Here is a 24,648-nt window from a genome sequence, read left to right on the forward strand (position 1 = left end):
AACCGTTCGAGTGTCTTCGGGCGAGGTTGGAAGCGGGGCGGCGATCCCTATTTCAGCTCGAGCAGCCGTTCAAGATAGCTGCGTTCGATGTCTGGGCTGAGCGCGTTGCCGAGCCGCTTGCGGATCGCTTCCAGAATCTGGCGGGCGCGCTGCACGTCGATCTCGTCGGGCACTTTCACCGAATCGCCGAAATCGGGGCCTTGGCTGGCGCGTGGGCGGCCCAGCGGGTCACGGTCGGCGTTCTGCTGGCGGCCACCTTCCTCGCTGCCGCCCTGATCACCCTGCATGGCCTGCATCTGCTTCATCATGTCCTTGGCGCCCTTGCGCAGCGCTTCCAGCGCCCGGCCTTGGTGGCCGACCGCCTGATCGCCGTCGCCTTCGCCGAGCGCCTGTTCGGCATTGCCCATGGATTTGCCGGCCTCGCCAAATCCTTCATTGGGCTCCATGCCCATGCCTTCCAACCCCTTCTTCAGCTGCTCGAGGTCGCTTTTCAGCTGGCCCTGCCCCTGCTGCAGCTGCTTCAGCGCATCGGCGAATTCCTGCGGTGTCATCGGCTTCTGCTGGCCATCCTCGCCGGGCTTGCCGTTTTCGCCCGACTGACCTTGCTCACCGTCCTGGCCGAGTTGCTCATCGCGGTTCTGTCCGCGCTGGCGCTCGCCGCGCTGCATCTGGTCCATGCGGAAGGTGTCGTTCATCATCTCCTGCTGGCGCCGCAGGATCTCGCCGAGCTTGTCCATCTGCTGGCGCATCTCGCTGTCCTGCTGACCCCCTTGCTGCTGACGGCCGGCCTGGAGGTTGTTCATCATATCCTGCAGTTGCGACAGCAATTGCTGCGCCTTGTCGCGATCGCCCGACTTCGCCAGGTTCTCGATCTGGTCCATCATGCGGTCTATATCGCTCTGGCGCAGTTCCTGGCCATTCTGCTGCATCTGCGGTGCATTGGGATTCTGCTTGGCGCGTTCGGCGAATTCCTGCAGGAACTGGTTCATCGCCTCGCGCAGTTCCTTCATCGCCTTTTCGATCTCCGCGTCGCTGGCGCCGTTCTTGATGGCGTCTTGAAGCGCCTGTTGCGCCTGGCGCAGCCGCTTTTCGGCGGCCGAGAGATTGCCTTCCTCGATGCTGAGCGCGATTTCCCAGAGATAGGACACCTCGCTGCGCAGCTGGTCGTCATTGACGGCCATCTTCAGCCGGCTGCGGGCGCTCATGATGGCGAGGTAGTGGGACATGTTGTCGAACGTGTCCTCGGGCCGCAGCGTGATCGCGTCCATCAGGTCGAGCACGCGCGGCTTGGCGTTGGCGTCGAGCGCCAGCAGGCGGCGCTGCTCGAGCACCGCGCGCGCCAGCGGATTGGCGAAAGGCCGCTGCGGCATAACCAGCGTCTTGGTTTCGCTCGACGCCGCGTGCCCGGCATCGTCGGTGGCGACCAGCGTCAGCTTGATGCTGCTGCCGGCCCAGACATGCTCGGTCAGGTCCTTCGTCGTCCGGGCGGCATTCGACTTGCCGCCGCGACGCGGCAGCGACAGCGGCATTTCAGGCGGACCATAGAGCGGATGCGCATTGGGCGCCTGCGGATCGGCGAGCGCGAAAACCGCCTTGGCATTGGCGGCGCCATAGTCGTCGTCGATCTGGTAGTTGAGCTCGAAGGCGCCGTTGGCGGCACGCTTCGGCTCGCCAACGAAGCGGATCTGCGGCGGCTTGTCCGGCACGACCGCGAAGGCCCAGCGGCCGAACTGGTCCTCGCCCGACGTCAGCGTCAGGGTGCCGTCGCCGGTCAGCTTGCCGGTGAACTGGCGCACCTTGGATGGCGTTGCCGGGCTTGCCGCCGGCTTGGACGTGGCGGCGGCCTGCGGGCCGGCCGGGTCGATGGCGCGGGAATTGCCGTTCTTGTCGGCATAGGCGAGCGTTTCCTCGCCCGAGCCGCCGGTGACGCGCAGCGAGACGTCGCTGCCTTCGGGAATGATGAAGGTCGGCGTCGCCTGGTTGACGTCGGCGGTCAGGAAGATCGGCGGCTTGCCGGTATAAGCCGGCGGCGTCACCCAGGCGTCGATGCGCGGTGGTACGGCATCGTGGACGCCATGGGCACTGAACCCGTCGACAATCCTGCCGCCGCTCGGTCCGAAGGAGAAGGCAAAGGCGGTCACCAGCAAAAGTGCGGCCACCGCGCGCAGGCCCCAGCGGTCGCGCTCCGGCACACGCGTGCGCGGCAGGTCGGCGCCAAGGCTGTCGAGCTTTCCGGCCATGCGCTTCTGGTGCTCGCGCCACAGCGCCTGCGAGAAGCTGCTTTCCCGGCCGCTCGGCCGATCGGTCTGCACCAGCACCGGGCTGTGCAGCAACTGATTGGCCGCTTCGATCCTGCGATCGATTTCGGCGGCGCCCGGCATGCGGAAGAAACGCAGCGGATAGAGTGCCGCAAGTGCCGCCGCGCCGAATGCGGCGACCAGGCCGATGCGCGCCATGTCCGGCAGGCGCAAGAAGATCCCGAGCCAGGAGACGCTGAGGAACAGGCTGGCAACGATGACGAGCGGCAGCAGCAACGGCCAGCCACGCTCGACCATCATCGAGACCCGTGTCGCGAGCCGGCTCAAGGCAAGGCGCCGGGCCAGGCCGCGATGGCTGCTGAAGGTGGGTCGTTGCGTCATCGGCCCTTCCATGGGCGGGCGGGATAGCCCGATCCTCACGACTCGAAGAATACCAGCAAACACGGCAAAGGCGAGGCAGTTCGAGAAAACGTGAAGCTGCCGACTGGTTGCTGTCAGAACGTGGCAGGGTTCGCGTTGGCACCGCAGACCAGTACGGCGACCCTTTCGCCGGGCGCAGGCTCGTACCGTCCGGACAGCAGGGCCGCAAAGGCGGCGGCACCGCCCGGCTCGGAGATGATGCGCACCCGGTTCCACAGCGCCTTCTGGGCAGCGATGATGTCGTCGTCGCTGACCAGGATCGAACGCTCGACAAAGGCCTCGGCGATCGGGAACATCATTTCGCCGACGCGCTTGGGCGCCAGCGAATCGGCGGCGATGCCCTCGGCGGGCGCGTCGACGGGGCGGCCGGCCTCGAAAGCGCGGTAAAGCGTTGGCGCCCCCTCCGGCTCGATGGCGATGATGCGGATGCGGCCGGCAAACCAGGCGGCGATGCCGCCAATCAGGCCGCCGCCGCCGACGGCGACCAGCAGCGTGTCGATCTCAGGCAAATCGCTCTCAATTTCCAGCCCGAGCGTGCCCTGGCCGACCAGCGTCTCCTCCTGGTTGAAGGCATGGATCTGCAAGGCACCGGTTTCCTCGGCGAAGCGTTCGCTGGCGGCCAGCGCCTCGGCGTAGCGGGAGCCGCCGACGATCAGCTCGGCGCCGTAAGAGCGGATCCGCTCCAGCTTGGCCGGCGGGCTCACTTCGGGAACGAAGATGGTCGCCTTGTGGCCAAGCCGCATGGCGGCGTAGGCGACCGCGGCGCCGTGGTTGCCGCCCGATGCGGCGACGACGCCGGCCTTGGGGACCGTTCGCTCCAGCAGGTTGGTGAAGGCGCCGCGCGCCTTGAACGAGCCGGAATGCTGCAGGCACTCGAGCTTCAGGTCGACGGTCAGCGGCGGGCGGTCGAAGTCTGCCATGTCGACGCGCAGCACCGGCGTGTGGCGCACATAGGGCCGGATGCGCGGTTCCATCGCGGCAATGCGTTCGCGCGTGACGGTGTTGCCGTTGCTCATCAACGTCTCCTCGGGATTGACAGCAATTAGTAACTTGGCAAAATGGCTAAATGCAAGAGGTTGATGTCTTCAAGGCGATCGCCAACGAACGCAGGCTCCAGATTCTCGAATGGCTGAAGGATCCGCGCGCGCATTTCCCACGCCAAGCCGACGGCGATCTGGTCGACGACGGTGTTTGCGCGCTGCTGATCGCCGAGAAGCTCGGCATCACGCAGGCGACGCTCAGCGAGCACATGCGCGTGCTCACCCAGGCCGGCCTGCTGCGGGCCAAGCGCATCAAGCAATGGACGTTCTACCGCCGCGACGAGGACAGGATCGCCGACACTAGGGCGCTCATCCAGAACCGGCTGTAGCGCCGCCGGCGGAGCGTTTCGGACAGGGCAGCGTCTACCTTAGCCAGTTGGGCACCGAATCCAGCCCGATCAGGTCGTCATAGGTCAGGCGCGGGCGCACGATGTGGAACCGGTCGCCGTCGACCAGCACCTCGGGCACCAGCAAGCGGGTGTTGTAGGTGCCGGCTTGCACCGCGCCATAGGCGCCGGCGGTGGAAACGGCAATCAGGTCGCCAGCCTTCAGCCTGGGCAGGTCACGGTCGAGGCCGAGATAATCGCCGGTCTCGCAGACCGGGCCGACGACATCAACCATCATGCGCGGCGTGGCGGCCGGCGGCTGCACCACCGGCCTTATGTCGTGGAAGGCGTCGTAGAGCGTCGGCCGGATCAGGTCGTTCATGGCGGCGTCGACGACGAGGAAATTCTTGGCGTCGCCTTCCTTCACGAAGATCACTTCGGAGACGAGGATGCCGGCATTGCCGACGATCAGCCGGCCGGGCTCGAACATCACCTTGAGCCCGAGCTTGGTGACATGCTTCCTGACGATCTGGGCATAGGCGTCGGGCAAGGGCGGCGGGTTGTTGTCGACGCGGTAGGGGATGCCGAGGCCGCCGCCGAGATCGACATGCTCGATGGCATGGCCATCGGCGCGCAGCGCGCCGACCAGATCGACAAGCAGGGCGAAGGCGTCGTCGAAGGGCTGCAACTCGGTGATCTGGCTGCCGATATGGGTGTCGATGCCGGTGACCTTGAGGCCCGGCAGTTGTGCTGCACGGGCATAGACCTGACGCGCCCGCTGCCACGGAATGCCGAACTTGTTCTCGGCCTTGCCGGTGGAGATCTTCTTGTGGGTCTTGGCGTCGACATCCGGATTGATGCGCAGCGAAATCGGCGCCACCTTGCCAAGGGCGGCGGCACGCGCCGACAGCAGCTCGAGTTCAGGCTCGGATTCGACGTTGAAGCAAAGGATGCCGGCGGCGAGGGCAAAGTCCAGTTCGCGCGCGGTCTTGCCGACGCCCGAAAACAGGATCTTGCTTGCCGGAATGCCGGCGGCCAGCGCCCGGCGCAGTTCGCCTTCCGACACCACGTCGGCACCGGCGCCGAGCCTGGCCAGCGTCCGCAGCACCGCCTGGTTGGAATTGGCCTTCATGGCGTAGCAGACCAGCGCATCGAGCCCGGCGAAGGCCTGGGCGAACACCCGGTAGTGCCTGGTCAATGTGGCCGTCGAATAGCAGTAGAACGGCGTGCCGACCTGCGCAGCGATATCAGGGATCGCCACGTCCTCGGCATGCAGCACGCCGTCGCGGTAGTCGAAATGGTTCACAAGAGTTGTTCCGGAAGTTGGAGCACGATGACACTGGGTTTGAAAAGCCAACCCCGTGTCATCGGCACTAGATCAGCGGGTCGAGGAAGAACTTCTTGTCCTTGACCGGTTTCTCCGGCTCGGGGGGCACGGGCTGGTGCGCCTTTGAGGCATCCTTGCGCGCCTGGACGGCTGCCTCGTAGGGCGTGTCGAGACCGCCCCTCCTGCCGCAAGCCGAGACGGCCGCAATCGCCACCAGCAGCGTCAGCGTCACCAAAATCCTGCTTCCGGTCATCGATCCATCCGTCCGAAACTTTTTCCAGCCGCCGCTTTTAGCCGAGTTCTTAGAGCATTGCACCCCGGATATTGCTGGTCGCAATATCTGGGATCACGCCTTTGCGATACGCTTTTTCCAGCCGCGGATCTGCCTTCTGACTTCCGACGGCGCGGTGCCGCCGAAACTGGTGCGGCTCTTCACCGAGTTCTGCACCGCGAGCACCGAAAAAATATCCGCCGTGATGCCGGGATTGATCGATTGCAGGTCTTCCAGCGAAAGCTTCTCCAGCCCCACTTTCTTGTCTTCGGCCAGCGCCACAGCCCGGCCGGTGACATGATGCGCCTCGCGGAACGGCAAGCCGAGCGTGCGCACCAGCCAGTCGGCAAAGTCAGTGGCGGTCGCGTGGCCCGAACCGGCGGCCTTTTTCATCGCCGCTGAGTTGACCGTCATGTCCGAGACCATGCCGGTCATCGCCGCCAGCATCAGGTCGAGCGTCTCGGCGGCATCGAACACCGATTCCTTGTCTTCCTGCATGTCCTTGCCATAGGTCAGCGGCATGCCCTTCATCACCGTCAGCAGGCCGACCAGATGGCCGGTGACGCGGCCGGTCTTGCCGCGCACCAGTTCGGCGGCGTCTGGGTTCTTCTTCTGCGGCATGATCGACGAGCCGGTGGAAAAGCTGTCCGACAGCCTGATGAAGCCGAATTGCGGCGTCGACCAGATGATGATCTCCTCGGCGAGCCGCGACAAATGCGTGGCGCAGATCGCGGCCAGGGCGAGGAACTCCAGCGCGAAGTCGCGATCCGAAACGCTGTCCAGCGAATTGCGCATCGGCTCGCGGAAGCCGAGTGCCTTGGCGGTTTTGTGGCGGTCGATCGGGAAGCTGGTGCCGGCAAGGGCGGCAGCACCGAGCGGGCTTTCATCCATCCGTTCGATCGCGTCGCGAACCCGCGAAAGGTCACGCGCAAACATCTCGACATAGGCCATGCAGTGATGGCCGAAGGTCACCGGCTGCGCCGCCTGCATATGGGTGAAGCCCGGCATCACCGTCGCCGCGTGCTCCTCGGCCCGTGCCAGAAGCGCCTCGATCAGCCCTTTCAACGCCTCGGCGACGCGAAGGCACTCGTCCTTGACCCACAGCCTCAGGTCGACCGCGACCTGGTCGTTGCGAGAGCGGGCGGTGTGCAGGCGGCCGGCCGCCGGTCCGATCAGGTCGGCGAGGCGAGCCTCGATATTCATGTGAATGTCTTCCAGCCGGGTCGAGAACTCGAATGTGCCGGCCTCGATCTCTTTCAGAATCGTGTTCAGCCCGTGAGCGATTTTTTCTTGATCGGCCGCCGAAATAATGCCCGTTTGCGCCAGCATCTCGCTATGGGCGATCGAGCCTCGGATGTCTTGCGCATAGAGTTTGCGGTCGAACGAGATCGACGCGTTGATCGCTTCCATGATCGCGGCCGGACCCGAGGCAAAACGTCCGCCCCACATCTGGTTGCTGGTCTTCTTGTCGCTCATGGCTATAACCCGTGCTTCGGAGCAGTTTTGAGAAAATGGCAGACGGTAATAGATTCTTCCCGGCCCCGCGCCTGATCCTCGCCGCTTTGGTGGCTGGCGCGCTGGCCGGCGCGGTCGCGGTATATGTCAGCGAGAGCCGGTCTGGCAACAACGCCGAGCGCCAGGTGGCTATCGGCGACAGCAAGGACGATGTCGCCTGCGGCGCCAAGGGCGAGCGCGCCAAGAAGGTGGCGGCAGCGGCCACCGGCGAGGTCGCTGCACTGTTGCCGGCCGATCCGCCGCAATCGTTGAAGAACCTTGCCTTCAATGGGCCGGACGGCAAGCCGATGACGCTCGCCGACCATGCCGGCAAGACGGTGCTGCTCAATCTGTGGGCGACATGGTGCGCGCCGTGCCGCGCCGAAATGCCGGCGCTCGATGCGCTGCAGAAGGAAAAGGGCAGCGACGCCTTTGAGGTGGTCGCCGTCAATGTCGATGCCGGCGACGATGTGAAGCCGAAGAAGTTCCTCAGCGAGACAGGCGTCAAAACGCTCGGCTACTACCGGGATTCGACGATGGCGGTGTTCAACGACCTCAAGACGCGCGGCCTGGCGCTCGGCCTTCCCGCCACCATGCTGATCGACGGTGAAGGCTGCCTGATCGCCCATATGAACGGCCCTGCCGAATGGTCGGGGCCGGACGCAAAGCGGCTGGTCGAGGCCGCACTCCAGCCCGAAAGCTAGGCTCTGTCCACACTCAGTGCAGGCGCGGGTGCGAAGGCCAGGACGCTTCTGTTGCGCTGGCCGGCCGTGTCGTTGCTGACACTGGGTGCGTCGACACCGGTCAGCTCGCCGAACTCCTCGATGAGGCCAGGCCTGCCGATATAGTAGCCCTGGCCGATCTCGCAGGCTTCGGCATCCAGGAATTTCAGCTCGCCGAGCGTCTCGACACCCTCCGCCAGAACCGGCAGGCCGAGGCCGCGCCCGAGCCCCAGAACGGCGCGCACGATTGCCGCGACCTGACCGTTCTTGTCGACGGATTTGATGAAGGAGCCGTCGATCTTGATCTTGTCGAAAGGAAAGGCGCGAAGGTTGGAGAGCGAGGAATAGCCGGTTCCAAAATCGTCCATGGCCACGCGCACGCCCAGCGCCTTGACCTGCCGCAAGGTTGCCAGCGCGCGCGGCATGTCCTTCACAAGCGCCGTCTCGGTGATCTCAAGTTCCAGCCTGCCGGGTGCAAGACCGGAATTCAGCAGTGTTTCGTGGACCTTGCGGCTGAAACTCGGATTGTGAAGCTGAACCGCCGAAACGTTGACGGCCACCGTCAGCGGATTTTCCCAGCGGGCGGCTTCCTCGCAGGCCGCAGTCAACACCCATTCGCCAATCTGGCCAATGGCTCCGCTGTCTTCGGCGATCGGGATGAATATGGTCGGGGGGACGTCGCCGCGCGTCGGATGCCGCCAACGGATCAGGGCTTCGAAGCCGACCATCCTTCCGCTGCTGATCTCCTTCTGCGGCTGGTAGACGAGGTAAAACTCCTTGCGCGCGACAGCCTGGCGCAGTTCGTGCTCCATCACGCGCTTGTCGCGGGCCGCGGCCCCCATCGATGCCTCGAAGTAGCGGTATGTGTCCCTGCCTTCGGTCTTGGCCCGGTAGAGTGCTGTATCGGCGTGGGTTATCAGGCTGGCCTGGCTTTCGGCATCCGACGGAAAAAGCGCAATGCCGACGCTGGCCGACACGAGACCACCGCCGACCGACAGCCTGTTTTCCTCGCGCATCGCGTTCAGCACGGCGTTGGCGATGCGGCCGGCCTCCAAAGGGTCGGTCAGGTTTGGGGCGATGATGGCGAATTCGTCGCCGCCCAACCGCGCAACCATCTGTCCTTGGCGAAGGACGCCGGTGACGCACTGCGCAACCTTCTGCAGCATGGCGTCGCCGGCGCCGTGACCGTAGAGGTCGTTGACCTCCTTGAACCGGTCGAGATCGAGCAGCAGAAGCGCCAGGTGGCCGGTTTTCCTGGCCCGACCCATCGCAGCGATCTCCATCTCGAGCCGGCTGGAAAAGCTGCGGCGATTGGCAAGTCCGGTCAAGGGATCGAAATGCGCAAGCCGCAGGATTTCCTTTTCAGCCTTCTTGCGCTCGCGAATGTCGCGGACTGCAAGCACGTTGTGAGGCTTGCCGCAGTAGTCGATGCTCCTGGCGATCAGCTCGACGGGAATGCCCGTGCCGTCGTGGGCCCTCAATTCGGCCTCCTGCGGCTGTTCGCCGAAGCCTGACATATCGGACCCGAAAAGGTCGCCAAGCTGCATCCCGTTCAGGGTCTCGGTTGCCGTGCCCGTCAGCTTCGCCATGCTGTCATTGGCGCTGATGACGCGGTTGCCGTCGCAGACGATCAGACCCTCCACGGCGGCATTGGCCAAACCGTGCATGCGGTCGGCCTCGAGCTTCTGGCGGCGGAAGCGCAGATCGATCCAAAGTGCCGTGCCCGAGAGAACGAGGATCACCAGGCTGGCGGCCGCCACGGCAAAGGCCTGCGAAGTGGGCGCGATCGTGTATGGCGATATCTCGATCGAGGAATCCGGGACGATCGACACCGCGCCCATCGCGATGAAATGCAAGGTGCAGATCGCCAGCGTCAAAAGAACCGCGCCGCCCAGTGTCGCAGACAGCGATGGGCGACGCAGGACAACCACAAGCGCCAGCGCGGCGAGCGTTGGCCCGGCCAGCAGGGAGACCGCCACGAGCAGCGGGTTCCATTCGATCCGGCCCTGCACCTCGAACGCCGCCATGCCGATGTAGTGCATGGTGGCGATGCCAGCGCCCAGGATGGCGCCGCCGACGAGATAATGGTCGAGCCCGTTGCGCAACGTGGCGACCCACATGCCGGCGGCTGTCAGGACAACGGCGGCGGCAAGCGAGAGCGCGGAGAGTTCGGGATTGTATGCGTTTGGTATGCCCGGCGTGAACGCAAGCATGGCGATGAAATGCGTCGCCCAGATACCGAAGCCGGTCGACGCGGCCGCGATCATCAACCAGGCAAGCCGGTTTCGGTTTGTCGACCGGCCGACATGGTGAAGCAGGTTGACGGCAGAAAAAGAAGATATTCCGCAGATCAGGGCGGCGAGCGCCACTAGTCTCAAATCGTGTTCATTGACGATACAATTGTAGACCGTCAGCATCTTCTCTCACCTGATCTACCGGAAATAAACAAGGCAATAGCATTGATTAGCCCCTGGCAGTTGAAGGATCAATTAAGTACGCTGCAACCCTGGCGTGCTTTGCCGGGCACGGGGCGGCCGCGGGAGATTGGCCTGTCGTTCGGGTGGATGCGGTTTCAAAGGTTCGGAAGTGGCTCAGGGACCGGCCAACCGGCCGCAGATTGAGATATCTGAATCTGAGGGGCTCCAGCCCGTCACGCGATGCGAATCGTCACAACGAGTGCCTCGTGATCGGAACTCGGTCGGCCATCCGGCAGCACGGCCGGAAGAACGGCAGGAGCGCCGGCGACGAGGCCGCGGGTGAAGAACCAGTCGATGTGGCCGATAGGAGTGGGATCGCCGGCCTCGCGTCGCTGGGTGGGCAGGTCGAGCTTGTTGGCGGTCTTCCAGTCGTAACCGCGCCCGGCAAGGATCGCGAACAGTGGTTCGTGCGGCTCGACATCGATCAGCCGGTCAGGCTCGGCGGCGATGCGGGCCGCCCAGGCCCGGGGGTCGTCGTGGCGGTCCTCATGGCTGGCCGTCAGCGTGTTGAAGTCGCCGCCGAGCAGCACCGGTGCCTGCGGATCATATTTGTCGATGGCATCAAGGAGGTGTCTTGTCTGGACGGCGCGGCCGGCGGGATCGGTGCGGTTTTCGAGATGCACCGAGACCACCGTCACCCGGCGGTTGCCGACCTGCACTTGGCCACCGATCGCCATGCGTCCGCCGATACGCGGCTGGCCGCGCTCCGGCCGGAACCAGCCGCCGGCCGCGTCGAGACGTACCAGGAAAGGACGAAGCAGCGGAACCGCGCTGGTGACGGCATTGCCGTGAAAACCTTCGGCATTGAATGCGCCGCCGGTTGCCGACCGTTCCGCCGCGTTGCCGGCGTCGAGCTCGACGAACTCGACGCCATAGGCGAAGGCATGGCCGACCTGGTCGGCGAGGGCGCGCAGCGGATGGCCATTGCCGGAGCGCGCCATGCCTTCGTCGACCTCGGACAGCAGCACGACGTCGGGAGACTGGCCGACAAGTGTCGCCGCGACGGCCGCCCCGTGGCGCAGCCGCTCGACGTTCCAGGTCACGACGGTGAGCGTCTCGCCGGCGCTTTCACGTGTGGCTCTGCCGCCGATCTCGATCTGACCGAGAGCGGGAGTAGCGGCAGCGAGGCGCAGATGGGTGGCGCTGTCGCGTGGCCCCTCGCGCATGGCCTCGCGGTCGGCGATCGGCACATGTGTCAGCTGCGAAACAAGCATTTCGTCTGTCCATCTTTAGCCGGTTAACGACGTGGGCCTTTACGCCAGTTTTCGACGCCCTAGGTACCTAGGGCGCCGATATGACGGTTTCATTTACGGTTTCATTTCATGTCGGCGCAAGCCGTCGAGGGAGGAGAGATTGGCTGTCCACAGGCCTGAAAAGGCACAGCAGAACTGTCACATACTTTCTCTATGAGACGGCCCGGGACCTGCGCAACGATCCTTGAAACGAGCCACTCAACAGGGAATGAGATTGATGTCGATGATCAAAAATGGCCTGGCGGCTCTTGCCGCCGGCGCAATCAGCGTTGCCATGGCGCTGCCAGCGGCTGCCGCGCCCACCAAGTTCGATTTCTGGTTCGGCCTTTCGGGCGACCTCGCACGTGTCGTCGACACGCTGTGCAAGAACTTCAACGCCTCGCAGTCCGACTATGAAGTCGTCTGCACCAGCCAGGGCAATTACGACGCCACGCTGCAGAACACCATCGCCGCCTTCCGTGCCGGCAAACAGCCCGCCGTCGTCCAGGTCTATGATGTCGGCACCGCCACGATGATGCTGTCGGGCGCCTACAAGCCGGCCGACAAGCTGATGGAAGAAAACGGCTACAAGATCGACTACGCCGACTATTTCCCCGGCATCGCGCGCTACTACGCGACGTCGAAGGGCGAGATGCTGTCGTTCCCGTTCAATTCCTCGACGGCGCTGATGTACTGGAACAAGGACGCCTTCGCCAAGATCGGCAAGACCGAAGCACCGAAGACCTGGGAAGATGTCGGCGCCGACCTGCAGGCGATGAAGGACGCCGGCTACGAGTGCCCGATGGCGATCAACATCTCGGCCAACGAAAGCTGGCAGCTGATGGAACAGTTCTCCGCCATCCACAACCAGCCGATCGCCACCAAGAACAACGGCTATGACGGCCTCGACGCGCGCCTGGAAGTCAACAAGACCAAGTTCGTCCAGTACGTCACCGACCTCAAGACGTGGTATGACGCCGGCCTGATCAAGATCAAGTCGAAGGACCTCGGCCAAGACATGGTCCAGGCTTTCGCCTCGGGCACCTGCCAGGTCATCATGACCTCGGTCGGCGACCACGGCACCGTCGGCAAGACCCAGAAGGAAGGCATGAACTGGGATGTCGCCGAACTCCCGGCCTACGCCGGCACCGAGCGCAAGAATTCGCTGGTCGGCGGCGCTTCGCTGTGGGTGCTCTCGGGCAAGTCGGACGCGGAATACAAGGGCGCGGCCGCGTTCCTCAATTTCATCCACGATCCCAAGACCGCACTGTTCTGGTCGACCAACACCGGCTACATCCCGGTGACCAAGTCGGGCTTCGACTACATGAAGTCGAATGGCTTCTACGACAAGGCGCCCTTCAAGGGCCGTGAAACCGCGATCGCCAGCCTGACCGCGTCCGAGCCGACCGAAATCACCCGCGGTATCCGGCTGGGCAATTTCACCCAGATCCGCGCCGAGTTCGGCACGCAGATGCAGGCGATCTTCGCCAACAAGGTCAGCGTCCAGGAAGGCCTCGACACGCTGGTCAAGAATGGCGATGCCATCCTCGACCGCTTCCAGCAGACCTATCCGGGCAAGACCCTGCCCTGATCTCGGATCTACGCGGCCGCCCGCCGGTCCTGTCCAAGCATGATCTCTTCCGAAAACCGGTTTTCACTTTCGGGATCATGCTTGGGTCGACGGGCGGCCATTTCGTAGACTAGTCTCCCTTTGCTCTAAGCCAGCTGTTAAGCGGCGTCGGCGGACCGATGGAAAAACGCGTTACCTTCAGCAGTTGGACGATAGGCATCCTTTTCGCGGTGCCGCAGCTCCTCTTGATCTTCACGTTCTTCTACTGGCCGGCCGGTCAGGCGGTCTACTGGTCGCTGACGCTGCAGCAGCCCTGGGGCGGCGGCAACATCTGGGTTGGGCTCGACAATTTCCGCTCGATCCTGTCCAACGCCGATTACTGGAACTCGATCACCGCCAGCCTGGTCTTTGCCGGGATCAGCACCGGGCTTGCGATGTTCATCGCCCTGGTGCTCGCGGCGCTGACCGACCGGCAGCTTGCCGGCTCGCGCTTCTATCGCGTGGTGCTGATCTGGCCCTACGGCATCGCCGCTCCGGCGCTGGCAATGGCGTTCCGATTCATCCTGGCGCCGGAAGCAGGCTTCATGGCCGTCGTCAACCAGGTCTGGCCCGGCTTCTGGGACCCTGGCCTTGATGGCGCCGACGCCATGGCCTCGATCATCATCGCCTTCTCCTGGAAATATGTCGGCTATAATTTCATCTTCTTCCTCGCCGCGTTTCAAGCCATCCCGCGTTCGCTGATCGAGGCCGCGGCGATGGACGGCTCGGGCGTCATGAGGCGTTTCCGGGACATACAGTTCCCGTTGATCACGCCGACGATCTTCTTCCTGCTGGTCATCAACATCACCGAGAGCTTCCAGGATTCCTTCGGCATCGTCGACATCATGACCTCCGGCGGCCCGGCCAACGCCACCAACCTGATGGTCTACAAGATCTATTCCGACGGCTTCAAAGGGCTCGATTACTCGGGTGCCGCCGCGCAGAGTATCATCCTGATGCTGCTCATCATCGTGCTGACCATTTTCCAGTTCCGCTTCATCGAGCGGCGTGTGCACTACAGGTGAGGCCGATATGGTAGAGCGCACCCCTTTCCTCAATTTCTTCACGCATGTGATCCTGTTCGTCGGCTTCGTGCTTTGCATCGCGCCGTTCGTGGTTGTCACCATTGCCGCGTCGCATAATCTCAAGGATGTCAACGATGTGCCGATGTCGCTGCTGCCGGGCAGCGACTTCTGGCTCAACATCAAGACGGCCTGGACGACCGCCGACCTCGGCCCCAAGCTTCTGAACAGTTTTATCATGGCCGCCGGCGTCGCGGCGGGCAAAGTGATGATCTCGGCGTTCACCGCCTTCTCGATCGTCTATTTCCGCTACCCCGGCCGCACCTTCATTTTCTGGCTGATCTTCGTCACGCTGATGCTGCCGCTGGAAGTGCGCATAGTGCCGACCTATGCAGTGGTCGCCAACGTTCTGTCGCCCTATCAGACCATCCTGGATTTGACTGGTCTGAGCTGGCTCGTCGAGAAAGTCTCGGGCGTGCAGGTTTCGCTCAGCCTCGGGCTGCTCAACTCCTATTCCGGACTTATCCTGCCGCTGATCGCGACGGCAACCGGCACCTTCCTCTACCGGCAGTTCTTCCTCACGGTTCCCGATGAGCTGACCGAGGCCGCGCGCATGGACGGCGCCGGTGCCCTCCGCTTTTTCATCGACATCCTGCTGCCGCTGTCGCGCAACAACATGGCGGCGCTTGGAACCATCATGTTCCTGTGGGCATGGAACCAGTATCTGTGGCCGCTGCTCATCACCACCGACCAGTCGCATGCGACAGCAGTCACCGAGTTGAAGCAGCTTATCCCCAATGTCGGCGGCATCCCGGAATGGAACATCGCCATGGCCGGAACGCTTATCGTCATGTTGCCGCCGCTGATTGTCGTGGTCGCCATGCAGCGCTGGTTCGTGCGCGGCCTGATCGCCACCGAAAAGTAACAAGGAGACGGCCAATGGCCTCCATCACCATTCGCGACGTCAAGAAAAGCTACGCCAAGTCGCAGGTCGTGCACGGCGTCGACCTCGACATCGCGTCGGGCGAGTTCGTCGTCATCCTCGGGCCGTCCGGCTGCGGCAAGTCCACTTTGCTTCGCATGATCGCCGGGTTGGAGGATATCTCCGGCGGCACGATCGCGATCGACGGCACTGTCGTCAACAAGCTGGAACCGCGCGAGCGCGGGTGCGCCATGGTGTTCCAGAACTATGCGCTCTATCCGCATATGAGCGTGGCGCAGAACATCGGCTATTCGCTCAAGGTGGCTGGTGTTCCGGCCGCCGAGCGTACGCAGCGCATCCAGGCGGTTGCCCGTACCCTGGAACTCGAGCATCTGCTCGACCGCAAGCCGATGGCGCTTTCCGGAGGCCAGAGGCAGCGCGTCGCCATGGGCCGCGCCATGATCCGCGAACCCAAGGTGTTCCTGTTCGACGAGCCGCTGTCCAACCTCGACGCCAAACTGCGCGTCCAGATGCGCTCGGAGATCCGCAAGTTGCATCGCCGCTTGAACGCGACCTCCGTGTTCGTCACGCATGATCAGGTCGAGGCGATGACACTGGCCGACCGGCTGGTGGTGATGAATGGCGGACGTGTCGAACAGGTCGGCACGCCCGGTGAAGTCTACAGCCGTCCGGCCAGCCGTTTTGTCGCCACCTTCGTCGGTGCGCCGGCGATGAACATGCTCGAAGGCACGGTCGAGCTCGACGGGCTTTCGCTGCTCGGCGGCAGCCGGCGCCTTGCCGTTCAACGCGCCGGTCTGGCTGTCGGCACGCAGGTGGCCGTCGGCATCCGGCCCGAGGCCGTCCGTCTGGTGGCGCCCGGCACGGCAGGCGCGCTCGATGCGACGGTCGACCTCGTCGAGGAACTGGGCGCTGGACGGGTCGTCTATGTCGATCTCGACGGCGCGTCGTTCTCCGTCATGACCTCGGAGGCCGTCCACCCCGAACCGGGCAGCACCGTCGGTCTGCGGTTTTCGCCGGATGACTTGCATTTCTTCTCGTCGGAGACGCGAACCCGTCTCGAGGTCTTCAAGGCCTCGGTGCCGGAGCCGGCACTCTGATTTCTGAAGGCAGTCACTGTCGCCGACGATGGGGCAGGCGACGCTGGCAAGTCGAAGAAACGGTCGTGCGATGAAACTTATCCAGGTTACCGATGTCCATCTTGGCCGGCAAGGCGAGCGCCGTTATGGCGTCGACCTGCACCAGCGATTGGCTTCATGCATCGCGCACATCAACGCAAATCACGCCGACGCGGCGCTTTGCGTCTTCACCGGCGACCTGACCGAGACCGGAGCGCCCGAGAGCTATGCCGATCTCAGGACAGCCCTGAACGCGCTGTCGGTGCCCTGGCGGCTGCTGCCGGGCAACCATGACCGGCGAACCAACCTTGTCGCGGCGTTTCCTGAAATTCCGGTCGATGAGAACGGTTTCGTGCAGTCGGCTCATCAGATGGCCGACGAGGTGCTGCTGTTCCTCGACTGCCTGGTGGAGGGACGCATCGAAGGCGAATTGTGCGAAAGGCGGCTTGCCTGGCTCGACGCCCGGCTCGAAGAGACAGCCGGCAGGCCCGCCTATGTCTTCATGCACCATCCGCCGGTCGCGCTCGGCCTGCCGCAGCTCGATCCGCTGGCGCTCGAGCAGCCCGAACGCTTCCTCGGCCTGCTGCAGCGCCACGGTAATGTCCGCCACATCTTCTTCGGTCACGTCCATCGCGACATTGCCGGCACGGTCGCCGGCATTCCGTTCTCGGCGCAGCGCGGCCTGCATGCAAGGTTCGCGCTCGCCCTCGACAGATCGAGCGAGATCGTCGAGCAGGCGCCACCCTCCTACGCGGTCATCCTCGTCGACAGCGCCAACGGGCGCGTGGTCGTGCATGGCTGCGATTTTCTCGAACAATGGCCGATCTATTCCGGCGAGACCGGAGAACGCATCACGGCGTGAAGCCGGCTCGCCGCGTCGAGGCGCAGTGTCGCCAGGCCTTCGACCGTTCAGGCGAACACGTGCGCCGTTCCCGATACGGTCAGCCGGACGATCTCGCCGACCGTTGGCGCGTCCATGCCGGATTTGCGCAGGATCAGCGGCGTGTTGCCGATCGCGGCGGCGTCGGGCGGATCGGCGCTGTTCAGGAGCCGTACCGCGACCGTGCACATCGAGCCGGCGAATTCGGATTCCGTCACTTCGCCGAACAGCATGTCAGGGGTGCCCGACATGCCTTCGCGCGATGTGCGCTTCAAGGCAATCTGCTCCGGCCGCAGCATGATGCGGACGACATCGCGGCTGTCCGGTGTATCGACCGCGATGCGGCCGAGCGGAGAATAGGCGAAGCCGCCCGATATCTTTGCCGGCAGGATGATGGCGTCGCCGAGGAACTCGGCGATCATCCTGTCCTTCGGCTTGAGATAGAGCTCGCGCGGCGTACCGACCTGCGAGAACTTGCCGTCGCGCATCACCGCCACCTGGCTGGCGAAGGACAGCGCCTCGGCCTGGTCGTGCGTCACCAGGATGGTGGTGATGCCGGCTGCCTCCAGAAGCTCGGCCACGGCCTTGCGCATCGAGGCGCGCAGGCCGGTATCCAGGGCCGAGAACGGCTCGTCGAGAAGCATCAGCCGCGGCTTCATCGCCATGGCGCGGGCCAGTGCCACGCGCTGCTGCTGGCCGCCGGAGAGTTGATGCGGGCGGCGTTTGAGGATCGCCTTGTCGAGACCGACAATGTAGGCGAGTTCGACGATGCGCTCGGCGCGCTTGTCCTCGCCGCGACCCATGCCGAAACCGATATTGTCGCCAATGGTCAGATGGGGGAACAGGGCGCCGTCCTGCGCCACCACGCCGATGCCTCGACGATGCGCCGGCACCGCGCTGCCGTCCTTGGCCAGCACCTCGCCGTCGAGCGTGATGCGGCCCTGGTCCGGCGCCTCGAAGCCTGCGATCAGCCGCAGCAAGGTCGTCTTGCCGCAGCCGGACGGGCCGACGATCGCCGTGCGGCTGCCGCTGACGACGCTCAGATCGACGCCGGCAAGAGCCGCCACCGGGCCGTAGTGCTTGTGCAGGCCGCTGATTTCGAGAAAGCTCATCGTCCGGCCATCCGTTTCGACTGGACATAGAGGAGCCAGGTCAAGGGCAACGACATCGCCACCATGATGAAGGCGTAAGGGGCCGCCGAGGCATAATCAATCTCGCCGCTGTAGGACCAGAACGCCATCGCCAGCGTGCGGGTACCGTTCGGCGCCAGCATCTGGGTGGCGGTCAGTTCGTTCATGATGCCGAGCGCCACCAGCGCCATGCCGGCCGCCGCGCCTGGCGCCGACAGGCGGATGGTCGTCGACCACAGCGCCTGCAGCGGCGGCCGGCCGAGACTGGAAGCCGCGCGCTCGAGTTCGACCGGCGCCTGCGCGATCGATGCGCGCAAGCTGACCAGCGCGCGCGGCAGGAACATCAGCGTGTAGGCCACCAGGATGGTGAACAAGGTCTGGTAGAGGGGCATGGCGATGCGCACCGTGATGGTGACCAGCGCCAGCGCAATGACGACCCCGGGCAACGAGCCGACGATGTAGTTGCAGCCCTCCAGCAGGCGCTGCAATGGCCCGGGCGCGCGGATCGAGATCCAGGCCATCGGCATGGCGGCGACGGTGGCGAGCAATGCGCCGGCGAGCGCCAGGAACAGCGTCTGGCCGAGCGCCAGGCCGATCTCGTCGAAGCGCCAGACGGCGGTGCCGCCGGCGGCCAGCCAGCCGCCGATGGTGACGAAAGGCACGCCCAGCGCCAGCAGTGTGGTGGCGACAAGCACGGCCAGGCACGGGATGGTGGCGCGACCGAGGGGCGTGCGCTGCTGGTGCCGCGCGGCGCCGGAGCCGACGCGCGCATAACGCTCCTCGCCGCGCACCAGCACTTCGAGGCCCAGAAGCACGAAACAGCAGCTCACCAGCACGCCGGCCAGCATGTTGGCCGCCGGTCCGTTGAAGGTCGACTGGAACTGGTCGACGATCGCGGTGGTGAAGGTGTCGAAGCGGATGAAGACATAGAGGCCGTACTCGGCCAGCAGATGCAGCCCGACCAGCAGCGAGCCGCCGCAGATGGCGAGCCTGAGTTGCGGCAGCACGACGCGCTGGAATACGCGCCACGGCCCAAGGCCGAGTGCCGCCGCGGCGTCCTCGAGGGCGGGATCGAGACGGCGCAACGCCGCCGACACCGGCAGATAGAGGAACGGGAAATAGGCGATGACGGAAACCAGTACACCGGCCCACAGGCCGTGCAGCCTGGGCACCATGGTGATCCAGGCGTAGCTGTGCACGAAAGCCGGGATGGCGAGCGGCGCCACGCACAGCCAGGCCCAGAGCCGGGCGCCAGGCAGGTCGCTGCGCTCGGTCAGCCAGGCCAGCGCCACCGACAGCACGACGGTGATCGGCACCGCCAGCAACACCAGCAGGACCGTGTTGACCAGAAGCTCGCCGACACGCGGCCGGAAGACCAGAGCCGAGACTGTTTCCCAGCCGGTCTGCACCGCGATCCAGATGATGAAGGCCAGCGGCAGCAGCGCCAGCAGCGACACGAAAAGGGCGGCGATGACCAGCCAGGGTGCCGCGCGTCGCCGAGCCCTGCGGCCTGTGCCCGCAGGCAGGCCCGAGCGCGCGAGATCGACCGCAGACTGCATCAGGTCAGACGCCGTGCCGGTGCCGTCCAGCGGCAGCAGTTGAAGGACCACAATTGCGGTCGGGAACACAGCGTGTCGTCATCGACGAATGCCATCTCGAAAAACAAAATCACTCCCGCGGAAGGCCAATTCCCGCGGGAGCGTGGTTGGTTGTCCTTTTAGGAGGAATGGCAACTAAAGCAAGCCGGCTGCCGTCATCAGGTCGGTGACCTTCTTGGAGTTCAGCGTCGTGGCATCGACCTTGGGTGCCTGCAGGTCGGCCAGCGGCACCAGCTTCGGATTGGACTCTGCACCCTTGCCGACCGCGTATTCGAAGGAATCGCCGGTCTTCAAGATCTCCTGGCCGCCCTTGCCGGTCACCCACTTGAGGAACGCCTGGGCTTCCTTCGGATGCTTGCTCGAGGCCAGCACGCCGCCGCCGGAGATCGAAACGAACGCGCCCGGATCCTGGTTCTTGAAATAGTGCAGTTCGACATTCTTGCTGTTTTCGCCGGTCTTGGCCTGATCGCCGAAATAGTAATAGTGGTAGATCACGCCGCCTTCGATCTCACCGGCATTGACCGCCTTCATCACAGTGCTGTTGCCCTTGTAGGCGGTGAAATTCGTCTTCATCGCCTTCAGCCAGTCCGCCGTGGCGGCCTCGCCCTTGAGCTGCAGCAGCGCGCTGACGATGGCCTGGAAATCGGCGCCCGACGGCGAGGCGGCCCAACGGCCCTTCCAGCTCGGATCGGCGAGATCCAGCATCGACTTGGGCAGCTGGTCGACCGTCAGCTTGGTCTTGTTGTAGGCAAAGACGGTGCTGCGTGCGGCGACGCCAACCCATTTGCCGCTGGCCGGCTGATAGTCGCTGGGAACCTGCGCCAGCGTGTCGGCGTCGACCGGAGCGAACAGGCCGGCACTTTCGACCAGCGCCATGGCTGGCGAGTTTTCGGTCAGGAACACGTCGGCCGGCGAGGCAGCGCCTTCGGCGACGATCTGGTTGGAGAAGTCGCTGTCGCCGCCATTGCGGACAGTGACCTTGATGCCGGTTTCCTTGGTGAAGCCTTCGGCCCACGCCTTGGTCAGGTTCTCGTGCTGGGCGTTGTAGACAATGATGCCATCATCTTCCGCCATCGCCGGGCCGGCGATCAGGCTGATTGCCAGCGCGGTGGCGCCGACGAGGGTGGAAAGAGCATATTTCATGGCATTGTCCTCGATCTCGGGGGTCTTGCGTCTGTCACGGCTGCACCTACCAATACCTGACAGGGATAGTCAACATTGTCTTGCGGATTTTGATCAAGCGCCGAGGCGCAAACTTTCGTGATTTGCCGGTAATTTGGCTTGGACATTATTTCGCCGGCCACGTAACAAATCACCGCCGAGACGCGAAAATCGGGGAGTAACTCTTGTGACCGGCAAGGATGAGGCCGAGCTTTCCCGGCTGATGCGGGCCGCGATCGCGGGAGATGAAAAGGCTTACGCCGACTTTCTGCACCGGATTGCCGCGCTGGTTCGCGGTTTTGTCAGGCGCAAGATCGTGCAGGGCGGGGTCGATCCCGAGGATGTCGTGCAGGAAACCTTGCTGGCCATTCATGTGAAACGACATACTTGGCGCCAGGATGCGCCGGTGTTGCCGTGGGTCTATGCGATTGCCCGCTTCAAGCTGATCGACGCGTTCCGGCGGCGCGGACGGCGCATCGAGATCGATGTCGACGATATCGCCGAGACCTTCGCCGAGCCGGAACAGGAGAGCGTCAGCGAACGCGACATCAATCGGGCATTGGACGGCCTGTCACCGGCACAGCGTTCGGTGGTCTCTGCTGTGTCGGTGGAGGGGCGGTCAATCGGCGAGACGGCGGCCAAGTTCGGCATCAGCGAGACGGCGGTGCGGGTGTCGCTGCATCGGGGACTTGCCGCGATAGCCAAGCGATTCGGGCAGGGGCGATTCGGGCGGGAATGACATGAGGACGGACGATCTCATCAAGGCGCTGGACGCTGATGCCCGCAGCAAGGCGATGCCGCTGCAATCGGCCTGGTGGATGGCCGCCGGTGCGGCAGCAGTTGTAGCGGCCATCGTTTTCCTGCTGACGATCGGCCCACGCCCCGACTTCATGGCGGCCGCGCACACGATGCGCTTTCTCTCCAAATTCGTCTTCACCATCGTCCTTGCCGTCAGCGCATTTGCCCTGATCCGCGCCTTGTCGACACCCGGTGCGCCGACCGGCAGGGCAATGGCTGGGATGATCGCCGCGCCGCTGTTGGTAGCCTTGGCCGTGGTTCTTGAGCTGTTTGCCTTGCCCGAGGCCGACTGGGGCACAAGGATGGTCGGCTCCAACATGATGATCTGCATGGGCTTTATTCCGCTGATCGGCATTGGCCCGCTTGCCATTTTCCTGTGGATGCTGCGCTACGGCGCGCCGACACGGCCGGTGCTTGCCGGTGCGGTCGCGGGCCTGCTTGCGGGCGGGCTGGCGGCAACCTTCTACGCCGCACACTGCTTCGACGATTCGCCGCTTTTCGTCGCCACCTGGTACACGATAGCGATCGCGATCCTCGCGCTGCTTGGCGCGCTCGGCGGGCGGTTTTTCGTGCGCTGGTAGTGCGGCGCCCGGAGCGGTTCACGGAAACGCCGAACCGCTCCATCTTTTTGTTTGACGCAATTCCGGACGGAAAACCGCTTCACACTTTTCCTGGAATTGCTCAGTCGCGACCCATGCACACCGATCCTTAATCATGCCGGCAATTGTTTGTCGGTTACTGATCGAGCCGGCACGCCGCACGCAACCATTCCTTAAAATCGATCCGCCAAGGTCGGCGCGACAGCATGCGTTTGCGCACGGGGGTGGCACGTATCGTGATGGGGCGAGGATTGACCGGCCGAAGATCTTTTGGGCACGCAGGGTTGGTGCTGCTCGTGGCCGGCCTTTGTGTGGGGGCAGCCTCTATGCTGCTGTCGCAACTGGATCCCGGCACCGAGGCGCTGAAATTCTGCCTGCGGATATCGGTGGCGGTGACGGCGAGTGCGCTTTGCCTCGCCGCCCTGTTCAACGGCCGGATCAGCAAGGACCGCCGGCAGATCGCCGAGAGCGAGCAGCGCTTCCGCCGCGCCATGGAGGATTCGGCGATCGGTATCGCCGTTGTCGGCCTCGACGGGCGCATTCTCCAGACCAATCCGGCCTTTGCCGCAATGCTCGGCTACAGCCGCGAGGAGATCGAGGCGCTGACCTTCTTCCAGATCACGCATCCCGACGATATCCAGATCGGCCGGGAAACGATGGCCGGTCTGAAAGCGGGCACGGTCAATTCCTTCCACTTCGAGAAACGCTATCTCAGGAAGGATGGCACACCCGTCTGGGCGCATCTTGCGGGCTCCGTCATCCGCGACGAAAGGAGCGGCCGTCCGCTCTATCTCGTCTCGCAGATCGAGGACATCGACGCGCGCAAGCAGGCCGAGGCGCGCATTGCCGAAGCGGAAACGCGCTGGAATTTCGCGCTTGCCGGCGCCGGCCAGGGCGTCTGGGATCTCGACATGCGCAAGGGCGGGACGACGTACTCCGAGACCTGGGGCAAGATGCTGGGCTTTGAGGATGGCGAGCTCGACGGCGATCCCAACCGCTGGCTGACGATGATCCATCCCGACGATCGCGAGACCGTCGCCGAGGCGGATCGCGCCCATCTCGACGGCAACACGCCCTACTTCGAAGCCGAATTCAGGATGCGCCACAGGGATGGCCACTGGATATGGATCCTCGACCGCGGCAAGGCCATCGAGCGTGACGAGGAGGGGCGGCTGGTCAGGGCCATCGGCAGCTTGACCGACATCACCCGGCGCAAGGAGGCGGAAGCACGCCTCACCGTATCGGCGGCGATGCTGGCCGATGAGAAAGAGCGGCTGAGGGTGACGCTGCAGTCGATCGGCGATGCAGTCATCTGCACCGATGCCGCAAACCGCGTCACCTTCATGAACCCGGTTGCTGAAAAGCTGACCGGGGTTGCCGGCGGCGAGGCCCTCGGCAAGATGCTTGGCCACGTCTACTGGGCGGTCGACGAGGAGACGGGGCACAGAATCGGCGTCACCCGGCCGGCCATCGGCGGCCAGGCGCCCGCCGACCAGAACAGCCGCGCCGTCCTGATCCGGCGCGACGACACGCGCTGCAGCATCCGCCAGGTAGTGTCGCCGATCATCAACGAGCGAAACGAATTCTGCGGACTGGTCATCGTCTTCCAGGACTTCACCGATGCGCGCGCGCTGCAGCGTCAGCTTGCCCATGCGGCCGCGCATGACGCACTGACCGGCCTTGCCAATCGCTCGAGCTTCATCCGCGCCATGGAGGACCTGGTCGATCAGGCGCGCAAGGAAGGCACCTCGGGCAAAGGCAGCGGACATCAGTTCATGTTCATTGACCTCGACCATTTCAAACTGGTCAACGACACCGGCGGCCACGCGGCCGGCGATGCCTTGCTCAAGCGGGTTGCCGAGGCAATTCGCGGCGTGCTTGGTCCAGAGGACATGGTCGCGCGGCTGGGCGGCGACGAATTCGCAGTCATCCTGAAATCGGGTTCAGCTGCCGGCGCCAAGATCGCGGCGCGATCCATCATCGATGCGATACGCGGCCTGGACTTCGCCTGGGACGGCCGTCCTCACGTGATCGGCGCCAGCATCGGCTTGGCTGCGATCGGTGCCAGTTGCGGCGAAGTCGACGAGATCATCGCCAGGGCCGACGCCGCTTGCTATGCGGCCAAGGCGGCCGGCCGCGGCTGCGTATCCGTAGCGCCGGACGGCGACGTCATGGACGACAGGATGGAACCGCCCGAGCCGCTGGCCGCGGCCTCCTGATCCCGGC

At 64.4% G+C, this 24,648-nt stretch carries 20 protein-coding genes; 10 read left to right on the plus strand and 10 right to left on the minus strand.

The window, feature by feature from the left end:
* Positions 1–47 precede the first annotated feature (47 nt).
* Both HNQ71_RS27305 and HNQ71_RS27310 read right to left on the minus strand, forming a co-directional pair.
* On the minus strand, positions 48–2,639 hold the full coding sequence (locus HNQ71_RS27305; RefSeq protein ID WP_184876212.1) for a TIGR02302 family protein: 2,592 nt from the start codon (positions 2,637–2,639) through the stop codon (positions 48–50).
* A 113-nt stretch (positions 2,640–2,752) separates the two neighbouring features.
* On the minus strand, positions 2,753–3,694 hold the full coding sequence (locus HNQ71_RS27310) for a threonine/serine dehydratase (RefSeq protein WP_184876214.1): 942 nt from the start codon (positions 3,692–3,694) through the stop codon (positions 2,753–2,755).
* A gap of 50 nt (positions 3,695–3,744) precedes the next feature.
* On the opposite strand from HNQ71_RS27310, the gene HNQ71_RS27315 reads away from it, so the two are divergent.
* The gene (locus HNQ71_RS27315) at positions 3,745–4,047 is read left to right on the plus strand and encodes an ArsR/SmtB family transcription factor (RefSeq protein ID WP_184876216.1); all 303 of its coding nucleotides are present in this window, start codon (positions 3,745–3,747) and stop codon (positions 4,045–4,047) included.
* Between the two features lie 34 nt (positions 4,048–4,081).
* On the opposite strand, the gene lysA is transcribed toward HNQ71_RS27315, so the two are convergent.
* The 3 genes from lysA to argH form a co-directional block, all read right to left on the minus strand.
* Entirely contained in the window at positions 4,082–5,350 is a 1,269-nt protein-coding gene (gene lysA / locus HNQ71_RS27320) for a diaminopimelate decarboxylase (protein ID WP_184876218.1), read from the minus strand.
* 67 nt (positions 5,351–5,417) lie between these two features.
* Positions 5,418–5,624 (minus strand): lipoprotein, encoded by a 207-nt coding sequence (locus HNQ71_RS27325; protein ID WP_095084873.1) that lies wholly within the window; start codon positions 5,622–5,624, stop codon positions 5,418–5,420.
* A 93-nt stretch (positions 5,625–5,717) separates the two neighbouring features.
* Complete coding sequence (argH, locus tag HNQ71_RS27330; RefSeq protein ID WP_184876220.1) at positions 5,718–7,118, minus strand: argininosuccinate lyase; 1,401 nt, start codon at positions 7,116–7,118, stop codon at positions 5,718–5,720.
* Positions 7,119–7,153: 35 nt separating this feature from the next.
* On the opposite strand from argH, the gene tlpA reads away from it, so the two are divergent.
* Positions 7,154–7,840, plus strand: a complete 687-nt coding sequence (gene tlpA, locus HNQ71_RS27335; RefSeq protein WP_184876222.1) for a thiol:disulfide interchange protein TlpA — start codon at positions 7,154–7,156, stop codon at positions 7,838–7,840.
* On the opposite strand, the gene HNQ71_RS27340 is transcribed toward tlpA, so the two are convergent.
* Positions 7,837–10,275 carry a sensor domain-containing diguanylate cyclase gene (locus tag HNQ71_RS27340; protein ID WP_184876224.1) on the minus strand — a complete coding sequence of 813 codons (2,439 nt, stop codon included), beginning with the start codon at positions 10,273–10,275 and terminating at the stop codon, positions 7,837–7,839. The genes tlpA and HNQ71_RS27340 overlap by 4 nt on opposite strands.
* 233 nt (positions 10,276–10,508) lie before the next feature.
* Entirely contained in the window at positions 10,509–11,549 is a 1,041-nt protein-coding gene (locus HNQ71_RS27345; RefSeq protein ID WP_184876226.1) for an endonuclease/exonuclease/phosphatase family protein, read from the minus strand.
* Between the two features lie 256 nt (positions 11,550–11,805).
* On the opposite strand from HNQ71_RS27345, the gene HNQ71_RS27350 reads away from it, so the two are divergent.
* The 5 genes from HNQ71_RS27350 to HNQ71_RS27370 all read left to right on the plus strand — a co-directional run bounded on the left by HNQ71_RS27350 (position 11,806) and on the right by HNQ71_RS27370 (position 17,118).
* The gene (locus HNQ71_RS27350) at positions 11,806–13,158 is read left to right on the plus strand and encodes an extracellular solute-binding protein (RefSeq protein ID WP_184876229.1); all 1,353 of its coding nucleotides are present in this window, start codon (positions 11,806–11,808) and stop codon (positions 13,156–13,158) included.
* Positions 13,159–13,316: 158 nt separating this feature from the next.
* Positions 13,317–14,201 (plus strand): carbohydrate ABC transporter permease, encoded by an 885-nt coding sequence (locus tag HNQ71_RS27355; RefSeq protein ID WP_095084869.1) that lies wholly within the window; start codon positions 13,317–13,319, stop codon positions 14,199–14,201.
* A gap of 7 nt (positions 14,202–14,208) precedes the next feature.
* Positions 14,209–15,123, plus strand: coding sequence for an ABC transporter permease subunit (locus tag HNQ71_RS27360; protein WP_184876231.1), 915 nt, complete (start codon positions 14,209–14,211; stop codon positions 15,121–15,123).
* Between the two features lie 14 nt (positions 15,124–15,137).
* A complete protein-coding gene (locus HNQ71_RS27365) occupies positions 15,138–16,238 on the plus strand; it encodes a sn-glycerol-3-phosphate import ATP-binding protein UgpC (RefSeq protein WP_184876233.1) in 1,101 nt (366 codons plus the stop codon).
* A gap of 70 nt (positions 16,239–16,308) precedes the next feature.
* Positions 16,309–17,118: a phosphodiesterase gene (locus HNQ71_RS27370; RefSeq protein ID WP_184876235.1), complete on the plus strand. Its 810-nt coding sequence runs from the start codon at positions 16,309–16,311 to the stop codon at positions 17,116–17,118.
* Between the two features lie 47 nt (positions 17,119–17,165).
* Here HNQ71_RS27370 and HNQ71_RS27375 read toward each other — a convergent pair whose 3' ends face one another.
* From HNQ71_RS27375 to HNQ71_RS27385, 3 genes are all read right to left on the minus strand, one after another.
* Positions 17,166–18,248 (minus strand): ABC transporter ATP-binding protein, encoded by a 1,083-nt coding sequence (locus tag HNQ71_RS27375; RefSeq protein WP_184876237.1) that lies wholly within the window; start codon positions 18,246–18,248, stop codon positions 17,166–17,168.
* The gene (locus HNQ71_RS27380) at positions 18,245–19,825 is read right to left on the minus strand and encodes an ABC transporter permease (protein ID WP_184876391.1); all 1,581 of its coding nucleotides are present in this window, start codon (positions 19,823–19,825) and stop codon (positions 18,245–18,247) included. Before HNQ71_RS27380 ends, HNQ71_RS27375 begins: the two co-directional genes overlap by 4 nt.
* A 174-nt stretch (positions 19,826–19,999) precedes the next feature.
* Complete coding sequence (locus HNQ71_RS27385) at positions 20,000–21,007, minus strand: iron ABC transporter substrate-binding protein (RefSeq protein WP_184876239.1); 1,008 nt, start codon at positions 21,005–21,007, stop codon at positions 20,000–20,002.
* 205 nt (positions 21,008–21,212) lie between these two features.
* Here HNQ71_RS27385 and HNQ71_RS27390 point away from each other — a divergent pair, with 205 nt between their 5' ends.
* From HNQ71_RS27390 to HNQ71_RS27400, 3 genes are all read left to right on the plus strand, one after another.
* The gene (locus HNQ71_RS27390) at positions 21,213–21,764 is read left to right on the plus strand and encodes a sigma-70 family RNA polymerase sigma factor (RefSeq protein ID WP_184876241.1); all 552 of its coding nucleotides are present in this window, start codon (positions 21,213–21,215) and stop codon (positions 21,762–21,764) included.
* 1 nt (position 21,765) lies between these two features.
* Positions 21,766–22,404, plus strand: coding sequence for an NrsF family protein (locus HNQ71_RS27395; protein ID WP_184876243.1), 639 nt, complete (start codon positions 21,766–21,768; stop codon positions 22,402–22,404).
* 344 nt (positions 22,405–22,748) lie between these two features.
* Positions 22,749–24,641 (plus strand): PAS domain S-box protein, encoded by a 1,893-nt coding sequence (locus HNQ71_RS27400; RefSeq protein ID WP_246462161.1) that lies wholly within the window; start codon positions 22,749–22,751, stop codon positions 24,639–24,641.
* Positions 24,642–24,648: the final 7 nt, after the last annotated feature.

The organism is Mesorhizobium sangaii, assembly GCF_014207355.1.
GTDB lineage: Bacteria > Pseudomonadota > Alphaproteobacteria > Rhizobiales > Rhizobiaceae > Mesorhizobium > Mesorhizobium sangaii.